This window comes from Christensenellaceae bacterium, assembly GCA_031260975.1.
In the GTDB taxonomy this organism is placed as follows: Bacteria; Bacillota; Clostridia; order Christensenellales; family UBA1242; genus JAISKJ01.
This window is the reverse complement of the sequence record JAISKJ010000002.1, coordinates 55,052-79,127: the sequence shown is the minus strand read 5'-3', so window position 1 is coordinate 79,127 and position 24,076 is coordinate 55,052. Positions and strand designations below refer to the sequence as shown.

At 38.9% G+C, this 24,076-nt stretch carries 21 protein-coding genes, 1 tRNA gene and 1 CRISPR repeat array; of the genes, 19 read left to right on the top strand and 3 right to left on the bottom strand.

Annotated features, from left to right (window positions below):
• Nucleotides 1-30: 30 nt before the first annotated feature.
• A CRISPR array of direct repeats spans nucleotides 31-2,793; the repeat unit is 31 nt; unit sequence GTTATAATTTAACTAAGTGTAGAATGTAAAT.
• A 603-nt stretch (nucleotides 2,794-3,396) separates the two neighbouring features.
• Nucleotides 3,397-5,118 (top strand): 2-isopropylmalate synthase, encoded by a 1,722-nt coding sequence (locus LBN07_00755; protein ID MDR0849997.1) that lies wholly within the window; start codon nucleotides 3,397-3,399, stop codon nucleotides 5,116-5,118.
• 37 nt (nucleotides 5,119-5,155) lie between these two features.
• Here the strand turns inward: LBN07_00755 and LBN07_00750 are convergent, their stop codons facing one another.
• Nucleotides 5,156-5,320, bottom strand: a complete 165-nt coding sequence (locus tag LBN07_00750) for a hypothetical protein (protein ID MDR0849996.1) — start codon at nucleotides 5,318-5,320, stop codon at nucleotides 5,156-5,158.
• Between the two features lie 384 nt (nucleotides 5,321-5,704).
• On the opposite strand from LBN07_00750, the gene LBN07_00745 reads away from it, so the two are divergent.
• The 15 genes from LBN07_00745 to tsaD all read left to right on the top strand — a co-directional run bounded on the left by LBN07_00745 (nucleotide 5,705) and on the right by tsaD (nucleotide 19,015).
• Nucleotides 5,705-5,792, top strand: a tRNA-Ser gene (locus tag LBN07_00745).
• Between the two features lie 176 nt (nucleotides 5,793-5,968).
• Nucleotides 5,969-6,580 carry a Type 1 glutamine amidotransferase-like domain-containing protein gene (locus tag LBN07_00740; protein MDR0849995.1) on the top strand — a complete coding sequence of 204 codons (612 nt, stop codon included), beginning with the start codon at nucleotides 5,969-5,971 and terminating at the stop codon, nucleotides 6,578-6,580.
• A gap of 604 nt (nucleotides 6,581-7,184) precedes the next feature.
• A complete protein-coding gene (locus LBN07_00735) occupies nucleotides 7,185-8,612 on the top strand; it encodes a hypothetical protein (protein ID MDR0849994.1) in 1,428 nt (475 codons plus the stop codon).
• Nucleotides 8,613-8,618: 6 nt separating this feature from the next.
• Complete coding sequence (locus LBN07_00730; GenBank protein ID MDR0849993.1) at nucleotides 8,619-9,413, top strand: SDR family NAD(P)-dependent oxidoreductase; 795 nt, start codon at nucleotides 8,619-8,621, stop codon at nucleotides 9,411-9,413.
• A 332-nt stretch (nucleotides 9,414-9,745) separates the two neighbouring features.
• Complete coding sequence (locus LBN07_00725; GenBank protein ID MDR0849992.1) at nucleotides 9,746-10,396, top strand: hypothetical protein; 651 nt, start codon at nucleotides 9,746-9,748, stop codon at nucleotides 10,394-10,396.
• A gap of 229 nt (nucleotides 10,397-10,625) precedes the next feature.
• Nucleotides 10,626-11,114, top strand: coding sequence for a hypothetical protein (locus tag LBN07_00720; GenBank protein MDR0849991.1), 489 nt, complete (start codon nucleotides 10,626-10,628; stop codon nucleotides 11,112-11,114).
• Nucleotides 11,086-11,289, top strand: coding sequence for a hypothetical protein (locus LBN07_00715; GenBank protein ID MDR0849990.1), 204 nt, complete (start codon nucleotides 11,086-11,088; stop codon nucleotides 11,287-11,289). Before LBN07_00720 ends, LBN07_00715 begins: the two co-directional genes overlap by 29 nt.
• 281 nt (nucleotides 11,290-11,570) lie before the next feature.
• Nucleotides 11,571-14,237, top strand: a complete 2,667-nt coding sequence (secA, locus tag LBN07_00710) for a preprotein translocase subunit SecA (GenBank protein MDR0849989.1) — start codon at nucleotides 11,571-11,573, stop codon at nucleotides 14,235-14,237.
• A gap of 227 nt (nucleotides 14,238-14,464) precedes the next feature.
• A complete protein-coding gene (locus LBN07_00705; GenBank protein ID MDR0849988.1) occupies nucleotides 14,465-14,776 on the top strand; it encodes a hypothetical protein in 312 nt (103 codons plus the stop codon).
• 23 nt (nucleotides 14,777-14,799) lie between these two features.
• A complete protein-coding gene (locus LBN07_00700; protein ID MDR0849987.1) occupies nucleotides 14,800-15,414 on the top strand; it encodes a hypothetical protein in 615 nt (204 codons plus the stop codon).
• A 341-nt stretch (nucleotides 15,415-15,755) separates the two neighbouring features.
• The gene (gene prfB, locus LBN07_00695) at nucleotides 15,756-16,751 is read left to right on the top strand and encodes a peptide chain release factor 2 (GenBank protein MDR0849986.1); all 996 of its coding nucleotides are present in this window, start codon (nucleotides 15,756-15,758) and stop codon (nucleotides 16,749-16,751) included.
• Between the two features lie 162 nt (nucleotides 16,752-16,913).
• Nucleotides 16,914-17,417, top strand: coding sequence for a bZIP transcription factor (locus LBN07_00690; protein MDR0849985.1), 504 nt, complete (start codon nucleotides 16,914-16,916; stop codon nucleotides 17,415-17,417).
• 93 nt (nucleotides 17,418-17,510) lie between these two features.
• Nucleotides 17,511-17,702, top strand: coding sequence for a hypothetical protein (locus tag LBN07_00685; protein ID MDR0849984.1), 192 nt, complete (start codon nucleotides 17,511-17,513; stop codon nucleotides 17,700-17,702).
• Between the two features lie 54 nt (nucleotides 17,703-17,756).
• Nucleotides 17,757-17,912, top strand: a complete 156-nt coding sequence (locus LBN07_00680; GenBank protein MDR0849983.1) for a hypothetical protein — start codon at nucleotides 17,757-17,759, stop codon at nucleotides 17,910-17,912.
• 41 nt (nucleotides 17,913-17,953) lie between these two features.
• On the top strand, nucleotides 17,954-19,015 hold the full coding sequence (gene tsaD, locus LBN07_00675) for a tRNA (adenosine(37)-N6)-threonylcarbamoyltransferase complex transferase subunit TsaD (GenBank protein MDR0849982.1): 1,062 nt from the start codon (nucleotides 17,954-17,956) through the stop codon (nucleotides 19,013-19,015).
• Between the two features lie 56 nt (nucleotides 19,016-19,071).
• Here tsaD and LBN07_00670 read toward each other — a convergent pair whose 3' ends face one another.
• The gene (locus LBN07_00670) at nucleotides 19,072-19,779 is read right to left on the bottom strand and encodes an HD domain-containing protein (protein MDR0849981.1); all 708 of its coding nucleotides are present in this window, start codon (nucleotides 19,777-19,779) and stop codon (nucleotides 19,072-19,074) included.
• A gap of 356 nt (nucleotides 19,780-20,135) precedes the next feature.
• Here LBN07_00670 and LBN07_00665 point away from each other — a divergent pair, with 356 nt between their 5' ends.
• The 3 genes from LBN07_00665 to LBN07_00655 all read left to right on the top strand — a co-directional run bounded on the left by LBN07_00665 (nucleotide 20,136) and on the right by LBN07_00655 (nucleotide 23,723).
• The gene (locus LBN07_00665) at nucleotides 20,136-21,854 is read left to right on the top strand and encodes a hypothetical protein (GenBank protein ID MDR0849980.1); all 1,719 of its coding nucleotides are present in this window, start codon (nucleotides 20,136-20,138) and stop codon (nucleotides 21,852-21,854) included.
• 119 nt (nucleotides 21,855-21,973) lie between these two features.
• On the top strand, nucleotides 21,974-22,147 hold the full coding sequence (locus LBN07_00660; GenBank protein ID MDR0849979.1) for a hypothetical protein: 174 nt from the start codon (nucleotides 21,974-21,976) through the stop codon (nucleotides 22,145-22,147).
• A gap of 1 nt (nucleotide 22,148) precedes the next feature.
• Nucleotides 22,149-23,723, top strand: a complete 1,575-nt coding sequence (locus tag LBN07_00655; GenBank protein MDR0849978.1) for an ATP-binding cassette domain-containing protein — start codon at nucleotides 22,149-22,151, stop codon at nucleotides 23,721-23,723.
• A gap of 150 nt (nucleotides 23,724-23,873) precedes the next feature.
• Here the strand turns inward: LBN07_00655 and LBN07_00650 are convergent, their stop codons facing one another.
• A complete protein-coding gene (locus LBN07_00650) occupies nucleotides 23,874-24,020 on the bottom strand; it encodes a hypothetical protein (GenBank protein MDR0849977.1) in 147 nt (48 codons plus the stop codon).
• Nucleotides 24,021-24,076: the final 56 nt, after the last annotated feature.

The window sequence follows — 24,076 nt, the reverse complement described above, 5'->3', positions numbered from 1 at the left end:
AACCACGCTAGGACTTCGATATGTTGTAGAGTTATAATTTAACTAAGTGTAGAATGTAAATGACTGATATTCTGCAAGACGTTGCCGCAGAATATCGTTATAATTTAACTAAGTGTAGAATGTAAATATAATTGGTGCTTGGAAAATAGAACACTCGGGCAAGTTATAATTTAACTAAGTGTAGAATGTAAATATAATCCAGTTGTAGGAGGTAATGAATCATGAGAAGTTATAATTTAACTAAGTGTAGAATGTAAATTTGCTACGACGTATTGAGGGTAGTTGTGTAGAGCCTGTTATAATTTAACTAAGTGTAGAATGTAAATTAATATTTTGATTACTAGCCCACGTCCAAACTATAGTTATAATTTAACTAAGTGTAGAATGTAAATCTCGAATTTATTACAATAACATTTTTTTGCAAATCGTTATAATTTAACTAAGTGTAGAATGTAAATGCTCTTTCAATGTTTCTTTTACTGATTTGTACATAGGTTATAATTTAACTAAGTGTAGAATGTAAATTTTGGTCAGCAATCTGTTGCCGTATAAAGTTGATATGGTTATAATTTAACTAAGTGTAGAATGTAAATTTGGAGGGTAAGCTATACGCAAGGTTTAACTATACGGTTATAATTTAACTAAGTGTAGAATGTAAATATGTCCATGCCAGTTGATTTCACGTTATTTGCATAAGTTATAATTTAACTAAGTGTAGAATGTAAATTAGTGAGGGACACAAAGGTTAAAATAAAATGCTTTCGTTATAATTTAACTAAGTGTAGAATGTAAATTGCAATATTTAAAAAGCACCCTCAAATTGAATATATGTTATAATTTAACTAAGTGTAGAATGTAAATAAACAATAGGCTTCGCATTCATAGCCTCCGTCTTTGTTATAATTTAACTAAGTGTAGAATGTAAATATGTCCATGCCAGTTGATTTCACGTTATTTGCATAAGTTATAATTTAACTAAGTGTAGAATGTAAATTGTTTCCCAATTGCCCTCCTTGTTTAATTTAGTCCCGTTATAATTTAACTAAGTGTAGAATGTAAATTGGTAATAAAGTTTTTTGCCTATGATAGGTATCAATGTTATAATTTAACTAAGTGTAGAATGTAAATCTATTAGTATCGAAGGTGTCCTCCGTGGTATAGCTGGTTATAATTTAACTAAGTGTAGAATGTAAATATCTGCTGCTGCTGCTTCTGATAGTCAAGGTTAGCGGTTATAATTTAACTAAGTGTAGAATGTAAATTTATGATCTACATATTCAACGACGCGGGCAAAATGAGTTATAATTTAACTAAGTGTAGAATGTAAATGATCAACGGAACTCGAAGTTACACGGAAGTGCAATAGTTATAATTTAACTAAGTGTAGAATGTAAATAATAAAGTGCTCGGGTTAGCGGAATTAACTGACATGTTATAATTTAACTAAGTGTAGAATGTAAATATATCGTCAATTATGAGTAAATCAATATTGCAGATGTTATAATTTAACTAAGTGTAGAATGTAAATTAGAAATGCAATGAGAGATATACTTGAGAAAAAGCAGTTATAATTTAACTAAGTGTAGAATGTAAATTGAGTAAGTAATAACTTATTAGTGTTCTTGTGTGCGTTATAATTTAACTAAGTGTAGAATGTAAATAGCTTTGGAGGGTGGCAAAATGCGTATCATAGCATTGTTATAATTTAACTAAGTGTAGAATGTAAATTTATGTAATCAACCGCTATTTGCTTTTCAAAACCCCGTTATAATTTAACTAAGTGTAGAATGTAAATAGGTGCAGAACGAATTGGACAAGGAAGACCTTGTCGTTATAATTTAACTAAGTGTAGAATGTAAATACGCATGAGGTCTTACATTGGTCAAATGCTACTGGTTATAATTTAACTAAGTGTAGAATGTAAATAACTCTCCTTTGTAACTGTTATCCAGTCAGGTTGCAGTTATAATTTAACTAAGTGTAGAATGTAAATGACTGGACGGTGAATTTCAATGCAACTGTATTTAAGTTATAATTTAACTAAGTGTAGAATGTAAATGTATGGCGGCCGTGAGTGGTCGCTCTTCTGACCGTGTTATAATTTAACTAAGTGTAGAATGTAAATTTAAATGGGCGGTTTTTTTTTGTCATTTCTAAATTTGTTATAATTTAACTAAGTGTAGAATGTAAATACACGAAACCCATCAATGGTATAACTTGTGCGCTTGTTATAATTTAACTAAGTGTAGAATGTAAATAAACAATGGATATTGATAGGTTGGCAGAGTTGGTTGGTTATAATTTAACTAAGTGTAGAATGTAAATGACAAGGGGCAAAGGCTTTTATATATGCCGTGAATTGTTATAATTTAACTAAGTGTAGAATGTAAATTGAGTAAGTAATAACTTATTAGTGTTCTTGTGTGCGTTATAATTTAACTAAGTGTAGAATGTAAATATGTTACGCAACCCGGTGACACTATACCGGGATACCGTTATAATTTAACTAAGTGTAGAATGTAAATAGGTTCTCAAAGTAGAAGGTTACTAACTTGTCTAAAGTTATAATTTAACTAAGTGTAGAATGTAAATTTTCGCGACAAGGTCGGGGTCGAACAGTTTAGCGCCGTTATAATTTAACTAAGTGTAGAATGTAAATGTTAAGAAAGAAATCAGAGGGCTTGCATGGATAGCAGTTATAATTTAACTAAGTGTAGAATGTAAATTATATCCGAACATAGACTGACTGCGCCGGGCATTAAGTTATAATTTAACTAAGTGTAGAATGTAAATCCTGTGAGTGAGGTAGAACGGCTGCAAAATTATAACCAAACTATGACGCTGGCAGAACTTGCCGCATTGAATTTACATTCTACACTTGGTTGAGATATTATCAGAAAGAAAATAAAAAAACAATGGATGAAAAATAGGTTTTGATTTTTATGAAGAATTTAGCCGGTATTCTAGAAAACCCGTCTTTAGCACTTGACTTTTGGGGAATTTGAGCATATAATACATAACAACAAAAAAACAGACATAGCGGAGGCTGGGGAGAAAAATATGATTATAATGAGAAAAACAGAACTACTATCTTTGAAGTTATGTACATGAGGGTGTATTTGTTTTTCGTGTGAAAATTAGGTTTGAATTTATAACACGGGGAGCCACCCCGTGTTGTTTTTTTGTTGATGCCAATTTCGTTGAAGCCTACGGAGAAAGATGGATAACTAGGCTGGAATGTTTATATATCATGGGTAGGGCAGGTAATTATTAACACAACTTAAGGTAGTGTGCTGATTATAGGGTGCTCCTCGGTATTCTGAGTTTAGTTTATGTCGAACTTAAAAGGAAAAGATAAAAAATTTAAAGATGATAAATAAAAATAAGGAGAAAATTATGAAAGGATATGAAAAATATGTGCCGTATCAAAAAATACCTTTAGCAAAAAGGAATTGGCCGAATAAAATTGTTGAAAGGGCGCCCATTTGGTGCAGTGTTGATTTGCGCGATGGTAATCAAGCGCTTATTAACCCAATGAACATTGAAGAAAAGTTGGAGTTTTTTAAGCTGCTTTGTGATATGGGTTTTAAGCAGATAGAAATAGGATTTCCGTCAAGCAGTGAGGTGGAGTATGAGTTTTGCCGCCGGCTTATTGAGGAAGACCTTATTCCTGATGATGTGACTATTCAGGTACTTGTGCAGGCGAGGGAGCATCTTATAAAAAAGACATTTGACGCAGTCAAGGGTGCTAAAAATGTTATTCTGCATTTTTACAATTCTACTTCGACGCTTCAGCGAAAGGTGGTTTTTGAAAAAGACTGTGACGGCATCACAAAAATTGCCACTGATGCTGCTAAGCTTATAAAATCGCTGACGGATGAGTGTATTGGCACAAACATTACATATGAATATTCGCCCGAAAGCTTCACGGGTACCGAGCCTAATGTCTCCGTGGAGATTTGTTCTGCAGTTATGAATGCGTTGGGGGCTACCAAAGAAAACCCTGTTATACTTAACCTGCCAAGCACCGTTGAGATGTCTGCGCCTAATGTATTTGCTGATTTGATTGAATATTTTGTGAAGCATCTGCCCGATAGAGAGGCTGCAGTTATAAGCCTGCATCCGCACAATGACCGAGGCACGGGGGTTGCTGCAGCGGAGCTTGGGCTTCTTGCTGGTGCTCAGCGTGTGGAGGGCACGCTTTTTGGAAACGGCGAGCGTACGGGCAATCTTGACATTGTAACTATGGGTCTTAATATGTTTACACAGGGTATTGACCCTGAGCTTGATTTTGGCGGGCTTAACAAAATTAAAAGTACTTATGAAAGACTGACCAAGATGCGCGTACCTGAGCGTCAGCCTTATGCCGGAGAACTTGTGTTTACCGCTTTTTCGGGCTCGCATCAGGATGCAATAAATAAGGGGTGCAGGCATATGCAAAAGAGCGATTCACCGCTTTGGGAGGTGCCGTATATACCCATTGACCCTGCGGATATCGGCAGACAGTATGAACCGATAATCCGCATCAACTCGCAGTCTGGCAAGGGCGGTGCGGCGTTTGTAATGAATAATCAGTTTGGCTTTGACTTTCCTAAAAAGATGCATCAGGAGTTTGGTGCAATTGTTCAAAAGGAGTGTGAGAGAACAGGAAGAGAAATATCCGACCTTGAAATTTTTAATCTGTTTGACCAAAACTACATTAACCGTGCCTGCCGATATACCATTGAAGGCAAGCCTTATATAACTGAGAATGATGAAGGCCGGCTGGATATCGAAGTTGTTTTAAGAAATTGTGAGAAAAATAAAGATATTCAGCTTTTTGGCAGCGGAAATGGGCCGGTAGATGCGTTTTTTAATGCAATTGAAAGTGTTTTTGGCAGCGGCAAGTATGAATTCTTGTCATATAGCCAGCACGCAATCGGTGAGGGCTCTGACTCGGGTGCGGTGTCATATAGCGAGATAAAACGCAGGACGGACGATAGAGTATTCTTTGGAGTAGGAATCAGTAACAATACCTATCATTCATCAATTTTTAGCGTGCTTAATGCAATCAACAGGGCGGAGGATACCGCACAGAGCTATGTGGGAAGCAAGGCCCCTATGAGGATATCCCCTTAGATTTTTAGGCTGAATGACAATTTAAGTGTTTATATTATTACTTTTCTTCGGTGGTTTCTCCAAGCTCAGTATGACCGCCGGGGAAGGCGAAAAATGTCAATTCTCTTGAAGTCACCAAAAAGCGGTCTTTTATATAAAGCACGGGGCAGACTCTAAGTTTAAAGCTGCCGTCCTCGGCATGAAGCGAAATATCAGTATGCATAACAAATCCTCCCGTTATTTAAGTTATTATAACACACCCGACGAAATGTGCAAATAATTTTTAAAGCCATTGAAATTTGCTTGCAAAAAATGTTTTTTTATGATATTCTAACACGGCAATTGAAAGATCTTCCGGAGTTTTTTAACCCCCTTAAAGAACTTGGGGAGATTAATGTCAGTTGTATTTTTTTTGAAAGGGAAGCGGTAATAATTTTTAATTACATAAGGAAATGTTTGAGTTTGGAAAACAAATGCCGTGAAATGCTTAAAGCTGTTTGTTATTGATGTTAAAAATTCTTACTGATAATAAGAACTCTAAAGATTTTTGTTGATATTGCTTCTAAGTTGTGATAAACTAACAACACACAGAAAAAGTTGTGTTTATGGAGAGTTGGCTGAGCGGTCGAAAGCGGCGGTCTTGAAAACCGTTAAGGTGAAAGCCTTCTGGGGTTCGAATCCCTAACTCTCCGCCATAGACGGACGGCAGAACGGATACAAGCGTTTTGCCGTTTTTCTTTGCCAAAAATACCGCTTTTAGCGTATAAATATCCTTTTTCCGCGCCTGCGTCAGTTTTTGTTACTTTATGTTGCGCGTTACCCGTGCGCGTTTTCGGTTTCGTGGTTTGAACTAAAATCGAAAAGGCACTTTTTGTTGCGTAGTGTTTTTTCGCGCTGGGATAGACTTAAAGTATTAAAAAATAAAAAGACAATTGTATTTAGTTGGGCATTTCCTGTTGAAATGACTGCTAGTGAACTCGATGAAAATTGGATAAATCCGCGTAAATATAAATATGAAATACAACTTAACAGTCTTGGTATTTATGATATTAAACACGTCAATTGTTACAAAGATAGCTTTAGTGATATTATGAAATGTATAAATGAGTCGGGGTTAATAATTTTAATGGGCGGAAATCCCCATATGCTAAAACAGAAGTTAAATTCATACAGAAAAGCAATTAAAAATTTTAAAGGATTAATTATAGGAGAGAGTGCGGGTGCACTAATATTTTTTGATAATTATTTTATAACTAAGCAGAATAGTTTTATTAAGAAATTTGAGGAGCTAGAGGGATTTGATAACTTCAAATTAGATTTTTTGATAGATGTTCATTCAAAGTGGGATGAAGATTATATAAAAAAAATAAAAAGTTTAGCGAAAAAATATAACAAAAATATAATAATGCTAGATGATGATAGTGTGCTGTTTTATGGTGATATGGAATTAATTGGTAATGCAAAAATTATAATACCTTATTAGATAGAATTAATAATTTAGATTTTTATGCAGATACTAATTTTATGTTTATTCCAATAGGTGGCTTTTTTTTGTTTTTGGCAACGGCGGAAATAAAGGCAGTGCGTTAGTAAATATCATTATAGGCATAATCAATTTAGTTCCCGGGATTTTATGCTTAGTTTTCGGCTATACTTATGGGATTTTAATTTTAAAAATTTTTGGATTTGTCATAATAACTTTTGTAGTGATTATGATTGTCTCAAGTTTATTCGGACTTAGAAGAAAGAAATCTGATAAAGACGATCTTAATGATGGAAATTCTCAAGGTTAAAATAATTTTTTATGACTTTCTTTAGTGCTTTTCAAATATCACAATCTAAAGAGATTTCCCGGCGCAGGAATGTTGTATAGTTTTATAGCTAAGGAATTATGTTTTAAATAACTTAAACTAAGCTCTTGTGGTCTTTAGTAAGACCATAAGGGCTTTTTGGTGAGCTGCGGGTTTTGATACTTGCATTTAATTTTTCAGGAGACAAAAATTGGTCAATTTTGTTGCTAAAAAGTGCTTAAAATGATAAACTAATTATGTATTTGGTTTGTTTGGCTGTTTTTAAAGGAGGTTGTTATGAAGGCATTAAAAGCAATAAGTCTGGTGCTTGTTGTGCTGGTGTTTGTGTGCGGAGTGGGAACAGCAACGGTTGCATATGCTGCTGAGAGGGATGAAATTATTATTACACCCGAGACTATAATAGACAGTACATACTTTAATGACAGCAACCTTTTTAGTGCACTGCTTTCGATAGTTAATGCCGAGCGTATACTTGGGGGAGAGACCGCTACGGTCAGCTCATTTAGGGCAGATTATTTTAATGATAAAATTTCGATCAATCTTAACAACGAAGATCCCTCTAATTTAATAGGAAGCTACCAAATAAACGCCCATCCCAACAAAAAAATATCATCGCTTGACGGATTGAATTATTTATTTTTGGGAGCTTTAAAAGAGCTGAAGATTGACAATAATAATCTTAAAACCGTTATGGACAGTCAGCTTAGTAGTGCTGCCAACCTTAATAAGCTTACACTGAAAGCCAACAGAATTGAAGAAGTTGAAATATTTGCAAGCAACAAGATTTATTATCTTGACCTGAGCGAAAACAGACTTAAAGAAGTTGACCTGTCTTTGATGGAAAAGTCTGACGGCGTATATTACGCTGTAAACAAAGCTTATGTAAATCTGGATTATAACAACATAGAATCTGCAAGCGGTATAATATTGCCAAACACGTCTTATGTGACTGCTGACCTGTCGCTTATTTGCAACAACATGATGACTGCTGTTCCAAGTGATTTTGGAGGACATAATGCGGTGCTTTGGGTGCAGGGCTATAAGCCCACTAATGAGGTGGAAGCCGGGAACGTGCTCAGACTTGTTCAGCAAGGTGCTGATGTACTTACTGCAAAGTTATTTTATCAAACCGGAAGTAGCTTTTTTGACAGTGCCGACCCCAACTATGTGGTGACTGAGAGCGACACAAGCGGCATGCTGACATTTGTTCCGGGCAAGCTTATGCTTAAGCTGTATGAAAACGGTATTGAGATTGTAACGGAACCGTTTGTTTTAAGAGAGTTGGATATCAGACCCGCAAAACCCAGCTTTATTGTGATGGACCTCAATGACAGTCCTATGGGTGTATCCGGCAGATACGGAAACGGTATTAAGATAATATCCTCCAGCAGCTCGGGTGCTACCGTTTGGGCAAAACAGAGGAGCGCTGATGATTATAAGGTTGGCAACGAGGTAACCCTTGTGACTACCGGCACATATCAGGTAAGTTTTGTGGCGGTGTTTGACGGCTTGACTTCGGATGAAACAGTGTTTAATGTAACATTGTATAATGCAGCGGCTCTGACATGGCTGCTTGTTGGTGTGATTGTGCTTGTTGTAATAATAATTGCGGCGATGCTTGTCATAAGATGGTATAGGGCAGGCGGAATTGTGGCGCCGCTAAGCGAAAAAGAGCGCGGCAAAATTGACAGACCCCGAAGGTAGGAATATATGGAAGTAGTTTTAATAACAGGGGCCGGCACCGGTATAGGTGCTGCTGCGGCGAGATTGTTTGCAAAGAGCGGATATAAGGTGTATGGGCTTGCGAGAAATGCTTTTGACATAGAAGGTGTAACTTCTATTGTGTGCGACATGGGTGTGCGTGAGCAAATTGTGAAAACGGTTGATTGGCTCATTAAAAAAGAGGGGCAGGTTGACATTTTGGTCAATAACGCGGGCATGGGAATTTTTGGAGCGAGTGAGTTTAGCGACAGTGCTCAGATTGAGCGTATAATGAATGTTAACTTTTTGGGGGCAGTGACGCTGACAAATTTTGTGTTGCCGTATATGCGCTCTCAGGGCGGCGGCAGGATTATCAACACAAGCTCAATCGGGGGATTTATACCTCTGCCGTTTCAGAGTTTTTATTCGGCGTCAAAGGCGGCACTTGAAAGTTGGGCAAAGGCGCTCAGCGTAGAAGTTAAGCCCTTCAACATCAAAATCACTAACCTTCAGTGCGGTGATGTAAAGACAGACTTTACTAAAAATCGTGAGAAATCTAAATGTGACACCAAAGGAATTTATAGCAGTCGTGAGGAAGTGGCACTCAAACACATCGAGCATGATGAGCAGAACGGGATGAAGCCTGACATTGTGGCGAAGGCCATGCTGAAGGTAATAAGAAAAAAACATCCTCCGCTTAATTTGGTTGTAGGTTTTGGATTTAGAAGCATTAAACTGCTCACCCGAGTATGCTCTGAAAGGGTTGTTATGGGTGGGGTGAAAATTTGGTATCACATAAAATGATTTTTGCGGCTATATGGGGCATCCTTTCGGCTGCGCTTGTGCCTAAATATATTAAGTCATTCAGAGCTTTTTAAGTAAGCATTAATATGCTTTTAAATAATAAGCTTAACATTGTTTTTTGCCGACCGATGGGACTGCGTTGAAACCTCAGTATTTACTGAGGTTTTTGTGTGCGACTAGGCGGTTTTGATATGCCGACTGTTTAGTCGGGCGGTGATGCCACCGCCGGCGAATATTTTTTGTCTAAACAAAAAACTTAAAGTGTTTGACAAAGCATTAAAAACGCCTGTAATCTGTTTGGTGTAAGGGGTGTTTTTTGGTATACTTGTTTTGTGATTAGGATAAGTGATAATTTGTATAAGCTTTCAAAGAGGCTTTGTCCGCTTTTTGTTGTGGGCGGGTTTGTGCGTGAAAGCCTGTTGGGTCTAAAATCTGCTGATATTGATTTGGCAGGGCCGCATACGGTTGATGAGCTCATTTCCGTTTTGGGGCAGAGTTGTGTGGTTGTCAAAAACAAAGCACTTAATACCGCTCAGATTGTTTTTGAGGGCGTGACTTATGAATACAGTACCTTTAGGATTGAGGAGTATGTTGGTGGGAAACATAATCCGAAGAAGGTGAGTTTTGTAAGCAATGTTTTGACGGACGCACGGCGGCGCGATTTTAGCTGTAACGCAATTTATTATGATTTATCAAACGGCAAAACTATTGACCCGTATAATGGCGCTCGTGACATTAAAAACAAAACAATCAGAATGATTGAAAACAGTCTGGAGTTTGATGGCGTCAGAATTTTGAGAATGATAAGGTTGGCTCTAAATTTGGAATTTGAGATAGAGCCCAAAACTTGGGCTGCTGCCAAAAAGTATTCTTCAAATCTTGATGCAATTTCGCCCGCAATTAAACGGGTGGAGCTAAGAAAAATCAATCCGCAAAAATTGAAGCAGGCGGAGGAGATGCTGAATAGACTTGTTTTAGAATGACCCATGTCTTTGTTAGTCCATCGGCCTTGCGATATACTAAAGGCTCTAGTCTTTGTGAACTAGGGTCTTGTTGTTGTGCAATAAAAATTATTTTTTAAACGGTGTCGGTTGACATCGTTTTTTTGCATTTATCGGTTGACGTGGGGGGGGGGGCGATGTGTTATAATATTGAAGATTTAGAAAGATTATTAAAAAAATGCAGTTTCTTTTTGGATTGAAAGGAGAAAAAATGAAAAAGAAAGTAATGGTTGAATTCTTTTTAGGTATGAGCATGATTTTGATTCTGGGTGCGGTTATTTATTTTTCGGTGACTGAGGTCAAGCTTTGGTTGACATTTCAGGATTTTTACAGCAATGCCGAAAGGTTAGAAATAGCGCAATACATACCCAGCGTTGCATGGATAATTGTGGCTTTTGTGGGGGCAGCCTTGATACTTGCCAATCTTATTTTGCTGTGCTTGCCGAAAATAAAGAGAGAATTTGTGTATACTTTATTTGGTATAATCGGCATATTGAGCACGGTGTTTATTGTGCTGCAGGTGATTGGCGGAACTGCTTTTGTGCAATATTTGGATGGTTTGCTGCATGGTATTGAAGAGGATGCCGTATTGTTTAACGCTGAGACACATGTTGTGTACTATACCAATTTTGTTGGGCTTTTAATTGCCGCTTGTGTTTGTGGGTTCGCGAATGATGGATGGCAATGTAAAAGCAGATAGCGGTGCGTCAGAAGAAGCGCAGATAACGCAAAGTCAGCCTTTGAGCTTGCCGCAGAGTAGTGAGGGCGAGGCGCTTATGGCTGAGCTTAAGGATTTGCAGAAGCAGGTACAGGAAAAGCGTATGCTGGATGAGGTAAAAAAACAAATCCTTGAAATGAAAAATCAGTTGAAATGAAAGGTGGTGCAGGTGTGTGCGGTTTTGCCTGCCGCGCGCCAGCGCGCGGCAGTGCACGAAGCCAAAGGCTTCGTGCTGAAAAACCCGTAGGGTTTTTTGCAAAACCGCTCTCTGCTTGTGACTAAAAAAGGTTAAATTCGGCAAAAATCAGGTGTATTATTACACCTTATTTTTTTGGCGTTAAATGGCAACTGCATATGTGTTTTTCAAAAAGTGCCCATGCTTTGTTGCTAAAAAAGTGAATTTGTAGTATTCTTATACAAGATATAAATAGGAGAGAAATAATGGGACTGTTTGATTCAAACAAAAAACAGGTTAAGAAACTTGAAAAAATTGCGGACAAGGTTGAGGCTCTTGAAGAAGAATATAAAGGCAAGAGCGATATGGAGCTTATGAAAACTACTAAGGTGCTAAAGGACAGGCTTGCTGCGGGTGAAACACTTAATGATATTCTGCCTTGTGCTTTTGCGGCGATGCGTGAGGCCAGCGCCAGGGTTCTTAATATGCGGCACTTCCATGTGCAGATTTTGGGTGGTATTGCACTTCATCAGGGGCGTATCGCTGAAATGCGCACAGGTGAAGGTAAAACGCTGGTGGCTACGCTTGCCACATATCTCAACGCACTGAGCGGCCTTGGAGTGCATGTGGTTACTGTAAATGAATACCTCGCCAAAACTCAGGCCGAGTGGATGGGCAAGGTATATAAATTTTTGGGGCTGACGGTTGGTGTAAACCTTAACAGCATGAACGACGAACAGAAGCGGGCAGCTTATGACTGTGATATTTTGTATTCAACCAACAACGAGCTGGGGTTTGACTATCTTAGAGATAATATGGTGCAGGAAAAATCACAAAAGGTGCAACGCGGTCAGGCGTTTGCCATCGTCGACGAGGTAGACAGTATTTTGATAGACGAGGCCAGAACCCCACTTATTATAAGCGGCAGAGGCATGAAGTCGAGCGAAACATATTATACCGCTCAGCGGTTTGTCAGAGGACTAAAGAATGATGACGATTTTGAGATTGACGAAAAAGAAAAGAAAGTAAGACTTAGTGAGCAGGGCATTGAAAAAGCTGAAAGATTTTTTAAGATTGAAAACCTCAGTGACATAAACAATCTTGAGCTTAACCACCATATTAACAACGCGCTTTATGCCAACTTTATTATGAAGCGTGACAACAACTATATCGTTAAAGACGGTGAGATTATTATCGTTGATGAGTTTACCGGCCGTCTTATGCCCGGAAGGCGTTATAGCGAGGGACTCCATCAGGCCATTGAAGCCAAAGAAAATGTTAAGATAAAAGATGAAAACAAAACACTTGCAACAATAACATTTCAAAATTACTTCAGGCTGTATAAAAAGCTTAGCGGTATGACGGGTACTGCCAAAACCGAGGAGAGCGAGTTTAACGGAATTTATCGGTTGGACGTTGTGACAATTCCAACAAACAAGCCCATGATAAGAAAAGACGCTCCTGACGTAATTTATACCACCGAAAACGGAAAGATGCGGGCGGTGGTGAGAGAAATCATAAAGTGGAATGAATCGGGCAGACCTATTCTGGTGGGCACTGTAAGTGTTGAGCGAAGTGAAATTTTGAGTGATATGCTCAAAAAAGAAAAGGTGCGTCACACCGTGCTTAACGCCAAAAATCACGAGAGCGAAGCGGAGATTGTAGCTCAGGCCGGAAGGCTTGGTGCTGTCACAATTGCCACCAACATGGCGGGTCGTGGAACGGACATTCTGCTTGGAGGAAATCCCGAGCATTTGGCTAAGGCTGCTTTGAGAGACAAAGGGCATACCGACGCTGAGATAGATATAATAAGCGCCTATACAACCACATTGAGTGAAGAAATGAGAGCACTTAAGGAAGAATATAACAAGCTGTATCAGAAGTTTAAGGCAACTACCGATGAAGAAAAACAGAAGGTTGTGGAACTTGGAGGTCTGTATATTATCGGAACCGAACGGCACGAGAGCAGGCGTATTGACAACCAGTTGAGGGGCCGTGCCGGACGTCAGGGAGACCCCGGGGCTTCGGTATTCTTTGTTTCGATGGAAGATGAGCTCATACGCCGATTTGGCGGCGACAGGATGAAGGCAATATCTAACTTCTTTAGAATTGACGAGGATGTGCCTTTCCAGATAAAGATGCTTAGCCGTCAGATTGAGGCAGCTCAAAAGAGGATTGAGGCATATAACTATTCTATAAGAAAGAGTGTTCTTGAGTTTGACGACGTAATGAACCGACAGAGGGAACTTATATATGCCGAGCGTGACAAGGTTTTGGATGGCAATAATGTGCATAACGAAATTTTAGAAATGTTCCCCGAGGTTGTTCACAAAGTGGTTTATGGCAGTCTTGACGAAAACAAGCCCTATTTTGAATGGGACCTTCCGGAATTTAACAGGTCACTTGAAGACAGGCTGTTTGTTAAAGGTAGCAACATTGTGGATGAGAACTTTGTAGAGGACCTTGACGTAGTCGAAGTTTATGAAAAGGTTCAGGAGCTTGTTTTGAAGCGCTATGAGGGTATTATTGAAGAAGCAAACGGCTACGGCTATGATTTTTCAAAGCTTGAAAGATATTTTCTCCTAAGAGTTGTTGATGTGCTTTGGATGGACCACATCGACACTATGGATATTCTTAAAAAAGAAATCGGTTTGCAGGCCTATGGGCGCCGTGACCCTATTGTGGAGTATAAAAAAGAGGGCTTTGACCTGTTTGACCGCATGATTGAAAAAATCAGAGAGGACACCAGCACCTTCCTCTTGAACGTAAAGGTTCAGGCGCCTCCCGCTATGCCCACTCAAAAGAAGGTTGAAACTACCACCAACGAGAAATTTACTCAGGCAAAGTCGTCTAAGGTTGTGGGCAGGAATGAACCTTGTCCGTGCGGGTCGGGACGGAAGTATAAGAACTGTTGCATGAATAAGGGGTGATGATGTATAAGTGATGCCTCACTGAGGTTTCAACACGGGGTGGTGTCAAGAATGTTAAATTAGTTCACTTGCAAAATTTTGCTAAACCGCTAAACTTCAACGCACAAATTTTGTTACATTCACAAATTTAATACTCTTGACACCGATGTATGTGAGGGTGAATGACTGTCAGAATAGTTTGACAGCACTTATACATCATCTTGGAGAAAGAGGAGAATAAAAGAGGAATGGATATACGAAAGTTTCAAAAAGAGATAATTGAACACAAGAAGAAACAGGGGTTTAATTATACGGACATAAATCTGGAGTTTTTATGTCTTTATGGTGAGGTTGGCGAAGCGTATGATGCCTACTCTAAAAAGAAACCCGGTTTGGGCGGGGAGCTGGCTGATATTGCAATATATTTATGTGCACTTTCTGAAATGCTTGGTTTTGATTTGGAAAAAGAAATAAAAGACAAAATGGAAATCAACAAAAAGCGGAAGTATAAGATGGTTGACGGAGTGCTTTTGAGAGAAAAGACTGACATTGACCCTTAAGATTTTTTACTTTAGGAGAATTTATGTTTATTACAGAAGATGTTTTTGACAAAGTTATAGAAAAGGGAACTTTGCCCACAGTGGTTAAGTTTACGGCCAACTTTTTGTGTCTTGTTAACAAAGACAACATAGTTGGAGCGGTTATGTATGATTATAACTCTAAGTGGGGCAAGTGGCTACCTTTTTATGATGATAAATATGCCTTTATATTAAACCATAATTTTAAGGCAAAAACTTATGGTGAGCTTATTGCTGAGTGTGATGAGCTTACCAACGAGGTTAGCGGTGTTGCTCCCAACAGTGAAAAGCAGGCCTTTAACAACGCCAACAAAAGATTTTTTGAGGTGTTTGAAAATGTTAAAAGTCTTAAGCTTCAGCGTATGCCCAACATTGTCTATGAGCTTAAGTTTTCAAAAACGCGAAATGCTTATTGTTTGTATAAGTTGCTGTATTTTGCCGTAACTGAAATTGACAATATGCAAGCACTGTTTAAACCAAAAGGTTTCAGCGGCACGCTTCTTGACATAACTAAGCTTGACACGCCGTATGAAAATAAAATGATTGTTGAAAGCGTGGGCAAGATAATAACCGAAAATCAATTCCCGCTTTTTAATCATATACTCACATGGAAGGAGTAAGATACCGGGAGTTTCTGAAATTGTTTGTTTCAAAAATTTTACAGCGTCGTGCAGGTGGCAAAAGTGTAAAATTTTTACATTCTTACAATTTCAGAAACTCCTGATGCAAGAAAGGAAAAAGACGGTGCTTCGACCACTTCGCAGTCTGCAGAATCGTCCGAGATTGCTTGAAAAGGCGTTTGGTGATATATAGTGCGGCAGGTTTATTTGGTGGTAGGAATATGTTGTATTAAGGAGAAACAAAATGATAATTGATGAAGCAATTATAAAATTTAATAATGTAAAGATGAGAGCAGCTTATCTGAAGGAGTGTCTTTGACCCGGCAGGGCTAAAAAAACAGCTGGAAGAAGCGAAAAAAGAACAGGAAGACCCTACACTTTGGAGTGATGCGGCAAGGACTGCCTCAAACGGAAAAAAGATAAAATCACTTGAGCGGGAGCTTGGTAAAATCAAACGGGTGGACGCTGATTTGTCGGACATTGATTTTTTGTGTGATTTGTTTGAGTTGGAGCCCACCGACGAGATAGGCATGGATATCACCAAAAAGGCGGACCTTCTTGAAGAGTTTGTAGAGAGTGCCATAATAGATGCTCTCTTAAACGGTAAATATGACAACAACGATGCAATTTTAAGCATACATGCCGGCGCCGGCGGCACTGAGGCTCAGGATTGGGCAGATATGCTTTATCGTATGTATGTAAAGTATTCTGAAAAGCAGGGCTATAAGGTGACGGTGCTTGACTATCAGGCGGGGGATACGGCCGGAATTAAGAGTGTTGTGTTTAGTGTTCAGGGTGAAAAGGCTTACGGCTATCTCAAAGCCGAAAAGGGCGTTCACCGGCTGGTGAGGCATTCTCCGTTTGATGCCAACAACAAGAGGCACACGAGCTTTGCGAGCCTTGATGTTATGCCCGAGATTGATGAGGCAGTTGATATTGAAATAAACCCTGAGGAGCTTCAGATTGAAACATGCAGGGCGGGCGGTGCCGGCGGACAGAACGTAAATAAGACTGAGACTGCAATAAGAATTGTACATATCCCCACGGGTATTGTAGTTACCTGTCAAAACGAGCGAAGTCAGCTCCAGAATAAAGAAACTGCACTTAAGATGCTCAAAAGCAAGCTGATAGCAAAAAAGGAAGAGGAACTTCAAAAAAGTAAAGACCAGATTCAGGGTGAGCTAAAAAAGATTGAATGGGGCAGCCAGATAAGGTCATATGTGTTTGACGAGAGCAGAATCAAGGATCACCGCACGGGTCTTGAAAATACCAATGTGGCGTCAGTGATGGACGGCAATATTCATGAGTTCATTATGGACTATCTTAAGAAAAGTTGAAAATAAGTTGGTTTTATGAATTAAGTAAAATGTCTTTAGGTTGAAATCCTAAAGACATTTTTTTATTATTCTTTTAAATTAATACTTGACAAAAATGCGGGGGGGGGGGGGGGATAATAGGTGCAATGAATAATTTAAATTCATTTAGGAAGGAGAAAAAAAATGAAAAAAATTTTAATAGGAGCTTTTGTAGTAGCAATAATTTTACCATGTATGTTTTTGTTTGTAGGGTGTGGTCCGTCTGGTGACGGAAACCAATCTGAACTTGAAAGCCGAATTGAAGCCCTTGAACAGGCGAACGAGGATTTGGAGCAGGCATATGAAGCATTGCAGAACGAGAATACAGGAATGCTGAAGTTTTTTGTCTTGGAACTTGAAGAAATGGTTTCTGTTCAGGTTGCCGTAGGAACTGAAGTTGTAATCTTTATTGATAACAGTTTTTCTTGCACATATTTTACACAAACAGGGGCTGCAACATCGTATAATCTTAAAATTGAATATTGGGTTCCAAGTGGCGGAACTTCAGAATTCATTGATTATGGTACTGTTTCCGGAAACGACTATTACACCATGGGCGATGGAGTTTATAGAATTACTGTATTAAGCATAACGGGTGCGGATTCTATGCAGTTGAATATTCTTCTAAGCGAAACTTATCCAAGCTAATATAATCAACATGAAAGACTTCTAATCGGAGGTCTTTTATGTTGCAGAGAAATGCCCGATAAAGTGGTTTTTGAGAATATTGAGAATAAAAAAGTGAAATATAAATGTGAGCACTGCGGGATTAATTATACCAAAGCCGAATTAAATAAATCAAAAGATAATGTTGCGGAGCATACAGAGGAAGAAGAAATTGGAGAGATTGAATTTGCTGACTTTGAAGAGGAATATTTTGACAATTGTATAATTTTTGATTTTAGACCATATAACACACATACTGAAAAATAGATAGAGCGAAGATATAATAAACTGTTTGGATTAGAATTTGAAGACGACAGCGGGATGGATTCGGAAGAGATTTTGGATAGTGCAAGGGAATATTTTTTGGATAATTTGGAAGAAATTAATGAATATTTAAATTCAAACAAAGCGAAAGATATAAAACAGAAATATAAATGTTATTTGTCCGCCGATGAAGAAGAAGATGATGATGAGTGATTTGCTTTGCTCTTATAATGGCTTTATGTTATAATAACCAAGTGAGATATAAAGTTCAAAAGAAACTTGAAGATATAATTAAAAACAGAGGCATTGAGGATGTCTTTGTTTTGGCCATTGAAACCAGCTGTGACGAAACATCTGCTGCGGTAGTAAAAAACGGCAGGGAGGTGCTCAGCAACATTATTTCGTCGCAGATTGACATACACAAACGCTTTGGCGGAGTGGTGCCCGAGGTGGCTTCGCGCAGTCATACTGAGGCTATTTCCGGTGTAGTAAATGAGGCTCTAAACGCCGCTAAAATTATGCTCCAGCAAATTGATGCTGTGGCAGTTACATACGGTGCAGGCCTAATTGGCGCCCTTATGGTGGGTGTGAGCTTCGCCAAGGCCCTCTCTTATGCCTTGGGTGTGCCTCTCATAAAAGTAAATCATATCAAGGCACATGTGGCGGCAAACTATATCATCAATCCTGACCTAAAACCGCCGTTTATGGCGCTGATTGTCAGCGGCGGACATACTGCCATTGTCAGTGTTACAAGCTATACTGAACAAAAGTTGATAGGCTCCACCGTGGATGACGCCATAGGCGAGGCATATGACAAAGTAGCAAGGGTTTTGGGGCTTGAATACCCCGGCGGACCTAAGGTAGATAAGCTTGCCAAAAACGGAAAGAACAGCATAAGATTTGTCAAAAGTGAAACGCTTAAAAACAGTTTTGACAGCAGCTTCAGCGGGCTTAAAACGGCTGTAATAAATTATATCAACACCAAAAAGCAGCGCAGCGAGGAGCTTAATGTAGAGGATATCTGCTGCTCGTTTCAGACTGAGGCGGTTGAAGGTTTGATTTCTAAAACCATCAGAGCCTGCCTTGAAAACAATATCTCTACGCTTGTTTTGGCGGGGGGAGTGGCTGCAAACAGTTATATCAGGCAGCGCGCTTTTGAAGAATGTAAGAAACACAACATAACATTGTGTGTGCCGCCGCTTGTTTATTGCACCGACAACGCCGCTATGGTCGGAGTTTTAGGATATTATAATCTGATGGCGGGAGAGGGCATTGCTGACGATGACCTCAGTGCGGTTTCAAATCTGCCTTTATAAAAATAATAGATGAAGACCAATCCGCACGGTTTGGTCTTTTTACATAAGGATTGTTTTTAGTGAGTTTTTATATAATAATTATACAAGTCCTCAGCACATTTGTTAAGCAAAAGCTTATTTTCCTGAAGGTAACTGCTTTGGGCCATTAGGTCAAAATAATTTACAAAGAGAAGTAGCCTAAAGTTTTCGGTGCCTACGCGCTTGATTACGGGGTCTATATTTTTGGCACTTAGCCGTGTGCCCCATATCTTGCTGGCGTTGTAGGTTTTCATGTGTATGAATATTTCATGAAAGTATACAAGTTTTGTAATTTGCCGGATTTCTGACTTTTCAAAATTGAAACGTTTGAGTATGTGCGGAATCATTTTGGCACCAAGTTCGGCATGATTGTGGAAATTATATTTCCCTTTTTTTTGTGCCAATTTAAGTGCTGCAGGTTTTCCGATATCATGAAGCAGCATTGTCCACAGCAGCAGGGTTTTGGTTTTTTGGTCAACCTGACTGCACTTCTGAGCTTTTTTTACGGCCTGCAAAATATGCTCATCAACTGTAAAGATATGATGCGCGTTTTTTTGGCTGAGCCCTATACTCGGCAGAAACTCAGGCAGAAGCTCGTTTAACACGCCAACTTTTACAAGCCCTTTAAAGATATACTTTATGCGGTTGCTAAAAAGCGCCTCTTCAAAACTCTCTTTAAGAGGCGCAAAAACTTTGACTTCGATATATTTTGATTTAACCTCATTAAGCCTTTGCAAAATATCCATTAAAATTAGTATATCACATAAAGGATAATTGTAAAATTAAAATGAAGAAGTTTAAACAAAATACGATTTTAACTTTTTAAATTTAGATACATGTTTTTGAATATTCAATAAATTGCTGCAGAGTTTAAATTATTTTTCATCGGTCTATATTAACATTATCCAAACGCAAAGTATATCGGAAACAACACAATAAAGCTTTCATGCAAAAGCATTGAAGAAGTTTTGGATTTTATTAAGGTATGCATTAAGTTTTATAAGAAAGCGCTTCTCGGGGGTGCTTTTTTTGTATTTACGTATTGACATGGGGGGGGGGGGGCGGTATGGTATACTATTAGCGTTTGAGTGAGGGATTTAATATGAGTATTTTGGGATATAGATGGAAGGATTTGATGATATCCTTTAGTAAAGCGAAAAGTTTTGGAAAAGAGGTTGCCGAGGCACTAAAAGAGAAGCGTGATGAGAAAAGATGGGGATATTGGGAGAAAAGAGTTGAAGAGAACTCTCTTTTAAAAGATGCGGCTGAAGAGTTTGAGGATAATTATCAGGGAGATTTTGATGCTATGAATTCAAATGACATGCACCGTATTCTAAAGCGGCTGGATGCACAAACTTCAGGCAGAATTGGTGTTGCTGCAATATGTTCAGATGCAGTAGAAAAAAGTAAAGATGCTGCTTTAAGGGGGGCCGGTTATATAAAAGTTCAAGGCGGCAAGCTCTATGGGTGGCTGCTTAAGATGATAAACAACAAAGAAGAAGTGCCACAAATGACCCTAGAAGAAAATGAAGCCATGATTGAAATAGTTGATAATTGCATAGACAATATAATTTGTGGAGATTTTGTGAAACAAGCAGCGCAGGAGCATGCCACACCTCAACCCGAGCCCACCCCTGCTGAGGAAAAAGAATTTGAAAACAGCATTGAACAAAAGCTTAATGAGGCCGAACAGGAGGTTCAAACTTATTTTGAGAATTTTCACAATCAGGATAAGATTATTGAGGATATTGGAAAACTCAATGTAGAAGAGGATTGTGCAAAGCCTAAGCAAGTTTTTGAAAATATTGCTGTGGCAGAAAATGCTGAGGCAGAAACAAGAGTTGAGAATATCTCATCATATAGGTATAAGCAGGCCTTTGAAGATATTAAGGCGGCAGATAAGATTAAAGAAGAAATATCAGATATGCATCAAAGTACCCGGTCTTTTGAGGATATCGCGACGTCGGTAAAAGAGGCGGAATTGGTGGAAGATGCTTCTTCATATAGATATAAGCAATCATTTGAGGATATTATTGAGCAAGAAAAACCGATTGAAGATAGTTCTGTAACAGAACTAAGGGCTATGAAGAAGGAGCTTAGCAGTACTCCTGCATGGGTAGAGAAGGATGGCAAGATGGTGCCGAATGAGGGGATTAAAGAGATTCAGGGGAAAATTGCAATAGCGGAAAGAGATTTGGCTGGACGGGGAATAAATTTTCAGGATGATGGCCAAGAGTTTCATGTTGACTTGCCTGACAATGAAAGGAGTTTTGAGAACGTAGCAGAAATAAAAAAAGCAGAAGAATATGTAGATTCTGAAGAATATGAGGAGCATAGAAAAGCGGTAAGTGAAAATATTGGAAAATATGATAGTATAGTAATGAAAAAAAGATATGCAAACAATTTGGAAGAAATTGAGCAATTTGGGATAGAAGAAGCGGAGTTGGAGCAAAAATTAACCGAAATAGGATTTTCACCTGAAGATCTTTTGGCTATGAAGGCACGGATGCATCAAACAGCAAACCAACGAGAAGAACAATTTGGGAAAGAAGCGGTTAAAAAATATTACATGGGGCCTGATATCTCTCAACAGGAGAAACAATCTCCGCCGCCTCAGCAGATTTCAGAGGATAAATTGCAAGAGATTTCTGAAATGCCAACAGAAACCTGGGTGGACAGAGCAAAAATTATAGAAGAAATGGGTGGTGGGAGTCCTGAAGATTTGGCAAGTTTGAAAAGAATGTGTGAGATGAGAGACCAGCAAGATGCTGCTATGAAAAAACCAGCTCAAAAGCCGGAACAAATTATGGCAATGGAATAAAAAAAACCGCATTTGCGGTTTTTTTTTGTTAGGGTTATATTTTGACAAAGTGTAGCTTTTGGTGTATACTGACCCTGCTATGTATAAATTGGTTAATATTATTTCGACCTTAATAAATTATGTGCGAAGGGAGTGAAACTATTGCTGCGTGCTGTGTGTCGCAGCCGCCTATGCCGGTTGTGGTAAATACTGCTTTATTTTGGGCCGGTGCCTTAGAAAAAATGAATAAAAAAATTGGCAGCGCAACTATAAAAAACAATGCAAGCATGATTGCTTGCTTAAGGGAGAAGTAATATGTTACAAGTAATAGATGTAAGTTTGAACTTTGGAAGCAGGAAACTGTTTTCGGAAGTAAATTTGAAATTCACCAAAGGCAACTGCTATGGTGTGATTGGTGCAAACGGCGCCGGAAAGAGCACCTTTTTAAAGTTGCTTTCAGGTGAGCTGGAGCCCAGCAAGGGCGAATGTGTAATGGGCAAAAACGAACGTATGTCGGTTTTGCAGCAAAATCAGAACGCATATGACCGTGAGACGGTTTTGCGTACTGTTATGCTGGGGCACAAACGGCTTATGGATATAGCAGACGAAAAAGAAGAGCTTTATCAAAAAGAAAACTTCAGTGAAGCTGACGGCATAAGGGCAGCAGAGCTTGAGCAGGAGTATGCTGACTTAAACGGGTGGAACGCCGAGAGCGATGCAGCAACTCTTTTAAGTGACATTGGCGTAGATAGTAAGCTATTTGAAAAGAGGATGGCAGAGGTTGAGCCTAAGGTTAAGGTTAAGGTTTTGCTGGCGCAGGCGCTTTTCGGCAATCCTGACATACTGCTTTTGGATGAGCCAACCAATAACCTTGACATAAAGACTATTGCATGGCTGGAGGAATTTTTGCTTAACTTTGAAAATACTATAATCACCGTTTCGCACAACAGGCACTTTTTAAACAAGGTATGTACGCACATTTGTGATGTGGACTTTGGCAAAATCAGTATATTTGTGGGAAACTACGACTTTTGGTATGAAACAAGTCAGCTGATTTTGAGACAAATGAAGGAAACTAATAAAAAGCTTGAAACACGCGCTCAGGAGCTGAAGGACTTTATTGCAAGGTTCAGTGCCAATGCGTCAAAGAGCAAGCAGGCAACAAGCCGGAAGAAAGAGCTTGAAAAAATTACGCTTGAAGATATTAAACCTTCAAGTCGTCAATACCCATATATAGACTTTAAGTTTGAGCAGCAGATAGGCAACGACGTTTTGGTTGTTGAAAAGCTGACTAAGAAAGACTTTTTTGAAAACCTGAACTTTACTATTGACAAAGGCGATAAGGTGGCATTTTTAAGCGACAATGTCAAGGCGGTGTCTGCGCTGTTTGACATAATTTCGGGCGCTGATAAAGATTATACCGGCGTGGTAAAGGTGGGCAAAACTATAAAGATTTCGTATCTGCCCAAAAATTATGATGAACTGTTTTCAAGCAATATGATTTTGACCGAGTGGCTTTCTCAGTATAGCAAAGAAAAAGACGGGGTATATCTGCGTAGCTGGCTGGGTAGGATGCTCTTTTCGGGCGAAGAGGCATTGAAGAGCGTGAAAGTGCTTAGCGGGGGCGAGAAGGTGAGGTGTATGCTGAGCAGAGCTATGCTGACGCAAGGAAACCTGCTTATTTTGGATGAGCCCACCAATCACCTTGATCTTGAGAGTATAACTGCTTTAAACAAAGGCATGACAAACTATCAGGGGGTGCTGTTGTTTGCTTCAAGCGACCAGACAATTTTGAGTACTGTTGCAAACAGGATTATTAGGATTGGAGGTAAGGGTAAGGAATATGATAAATATATCACCTATGACGAATATCTTGAAACGTTGAAGTAATTTATTTACCCGCAGCAGGGTTTACTATACTTTTCACTATTTGGCAAAAGCGTTCAAAGAGGAATGCGTTTTGTTTTGCCTCACAGCAAAAAGTATAGTAAACCCTGCTGCGGGTATTTTTTTAGTAAGGGGTAGCATTGTAGCATAGTGCTATTTCTTTTCTTCTATTATTGTGTGAAGGGTTGCGGAGATTTGGTGAAGAAGAGCCTTGAGTTTAAAAAGCTCCTGCAGAGAGCATCCTTCTGCCAGAATTTCGGCGATTATTGTGCCCAGCATAGCTGTGTCGGGTGTTTTCATATAGTAAGTATATGAAAACATATAGTATTGTGGTCAAAAGAATAATTTATTTTGAC

Bases quoted from the DNA above. Each gene is read 5' to 3' on its own strand.
- LBN07_00755 (MDR0849997.1), top strand. From the start codon at position 3,397: ATGAAAGGATATGAAAAATATGTGCCGTATCAAAAAATACCTTTAGCA.
- LBN07_00750 (MDR0849996.1), bottom strand. From the start codon at position 5,320: ATGCATACTGATATTTCGCTTCATGCCGAGGACGGCAGCTTTAAACTT.
- LBN07_00735 (MDR0849994.1), top strand. From the start codon at position 7,185: ATGAAGGCATTAAAAGCAATAAGTCTGGTGCTTGTTGTGCTGGTGTTT.
- LBN07_00730 (MDR0849993.1), top strand. From the start codon at position 8,619: ATGGAAGTAGTTTTAATAACAGGGGCCGGCACCGGTATAGGTGCTGCT.
- LBN07_00720 (MDR0849991.1), top strand. From the start codon at position 10,626: ATGAAAAAGAAAGTAATGGTTGAATTCTTTTTAGGTATGAGCATGATT.
- LBN07_00715 (MDR0849990.1), top strand. From the start codon at position 11,086: ATGATGGATGGCAATGTAAAAGCAGATAGCGGTGCGTCAGAAGAAGCG.
- LBN07_00705 (MDR0849988.1), top strand. From the start codon at position 14,465: ATGGATATACGAAAGTTTCAAAAAGAGATAATTGAACACAAGAAGAAA.
- LBN07_00700 (MDR0849987.1), top strand. From the start codon at position 14,800: ATGTTTATTACAGAAGATGTTTTTGACAAAGTTATAGAAAAGGGAACT.
- LBN07_00690 (MDR0849985.1), top strand. From the start codon at position 16,914: ATGAAAAAAATTTTAATAGGAGCTTTTGTAGTAGCAATAATTTTACCA.
- LBN07_00680 (MDR0849983.1), top strand. From the start codon at position 17,757: ATGGATTCGGAAGAGATTTTGGATAGTGCAAGGGAATATTTTTTGGAT.
- LBN07_00670 (MDR0849981.1), bottom strand. From the start codon at position 19,779: ATGGATATTTTGCAAAGGCTTAATGAGGTTAAATCAAAATATATCGAA.
- LBN07_00665 (MDR0849980.1), top strand. From the start codon at position 20,136: ATGAGTATTTTGGGATATAGATGGAAGGATTTGATGATATCCTTTAGT.
- LBN07_00660 (MDR0849979.1), top strand. From the start codon at position 21,974: ATGTGCGAAGGGAGTGAAACTATTGCTGCGTGCTGTGTGTCGCAGCCG.
- LBN07_00655 (MDR0849978.1), top strand. From the start codon at position 22,149: ATGTTACAAGTAATAGATGTAAGTTTGAACTTTGGAAGCAGGAAACTG.
- LBN07_00650 (MDR0849977.1), bottom strand. From the start codon at position 24,020: ATGAAAACACCCGACACAGCTATGCTGGGCACAATAATCGCCGAAATT.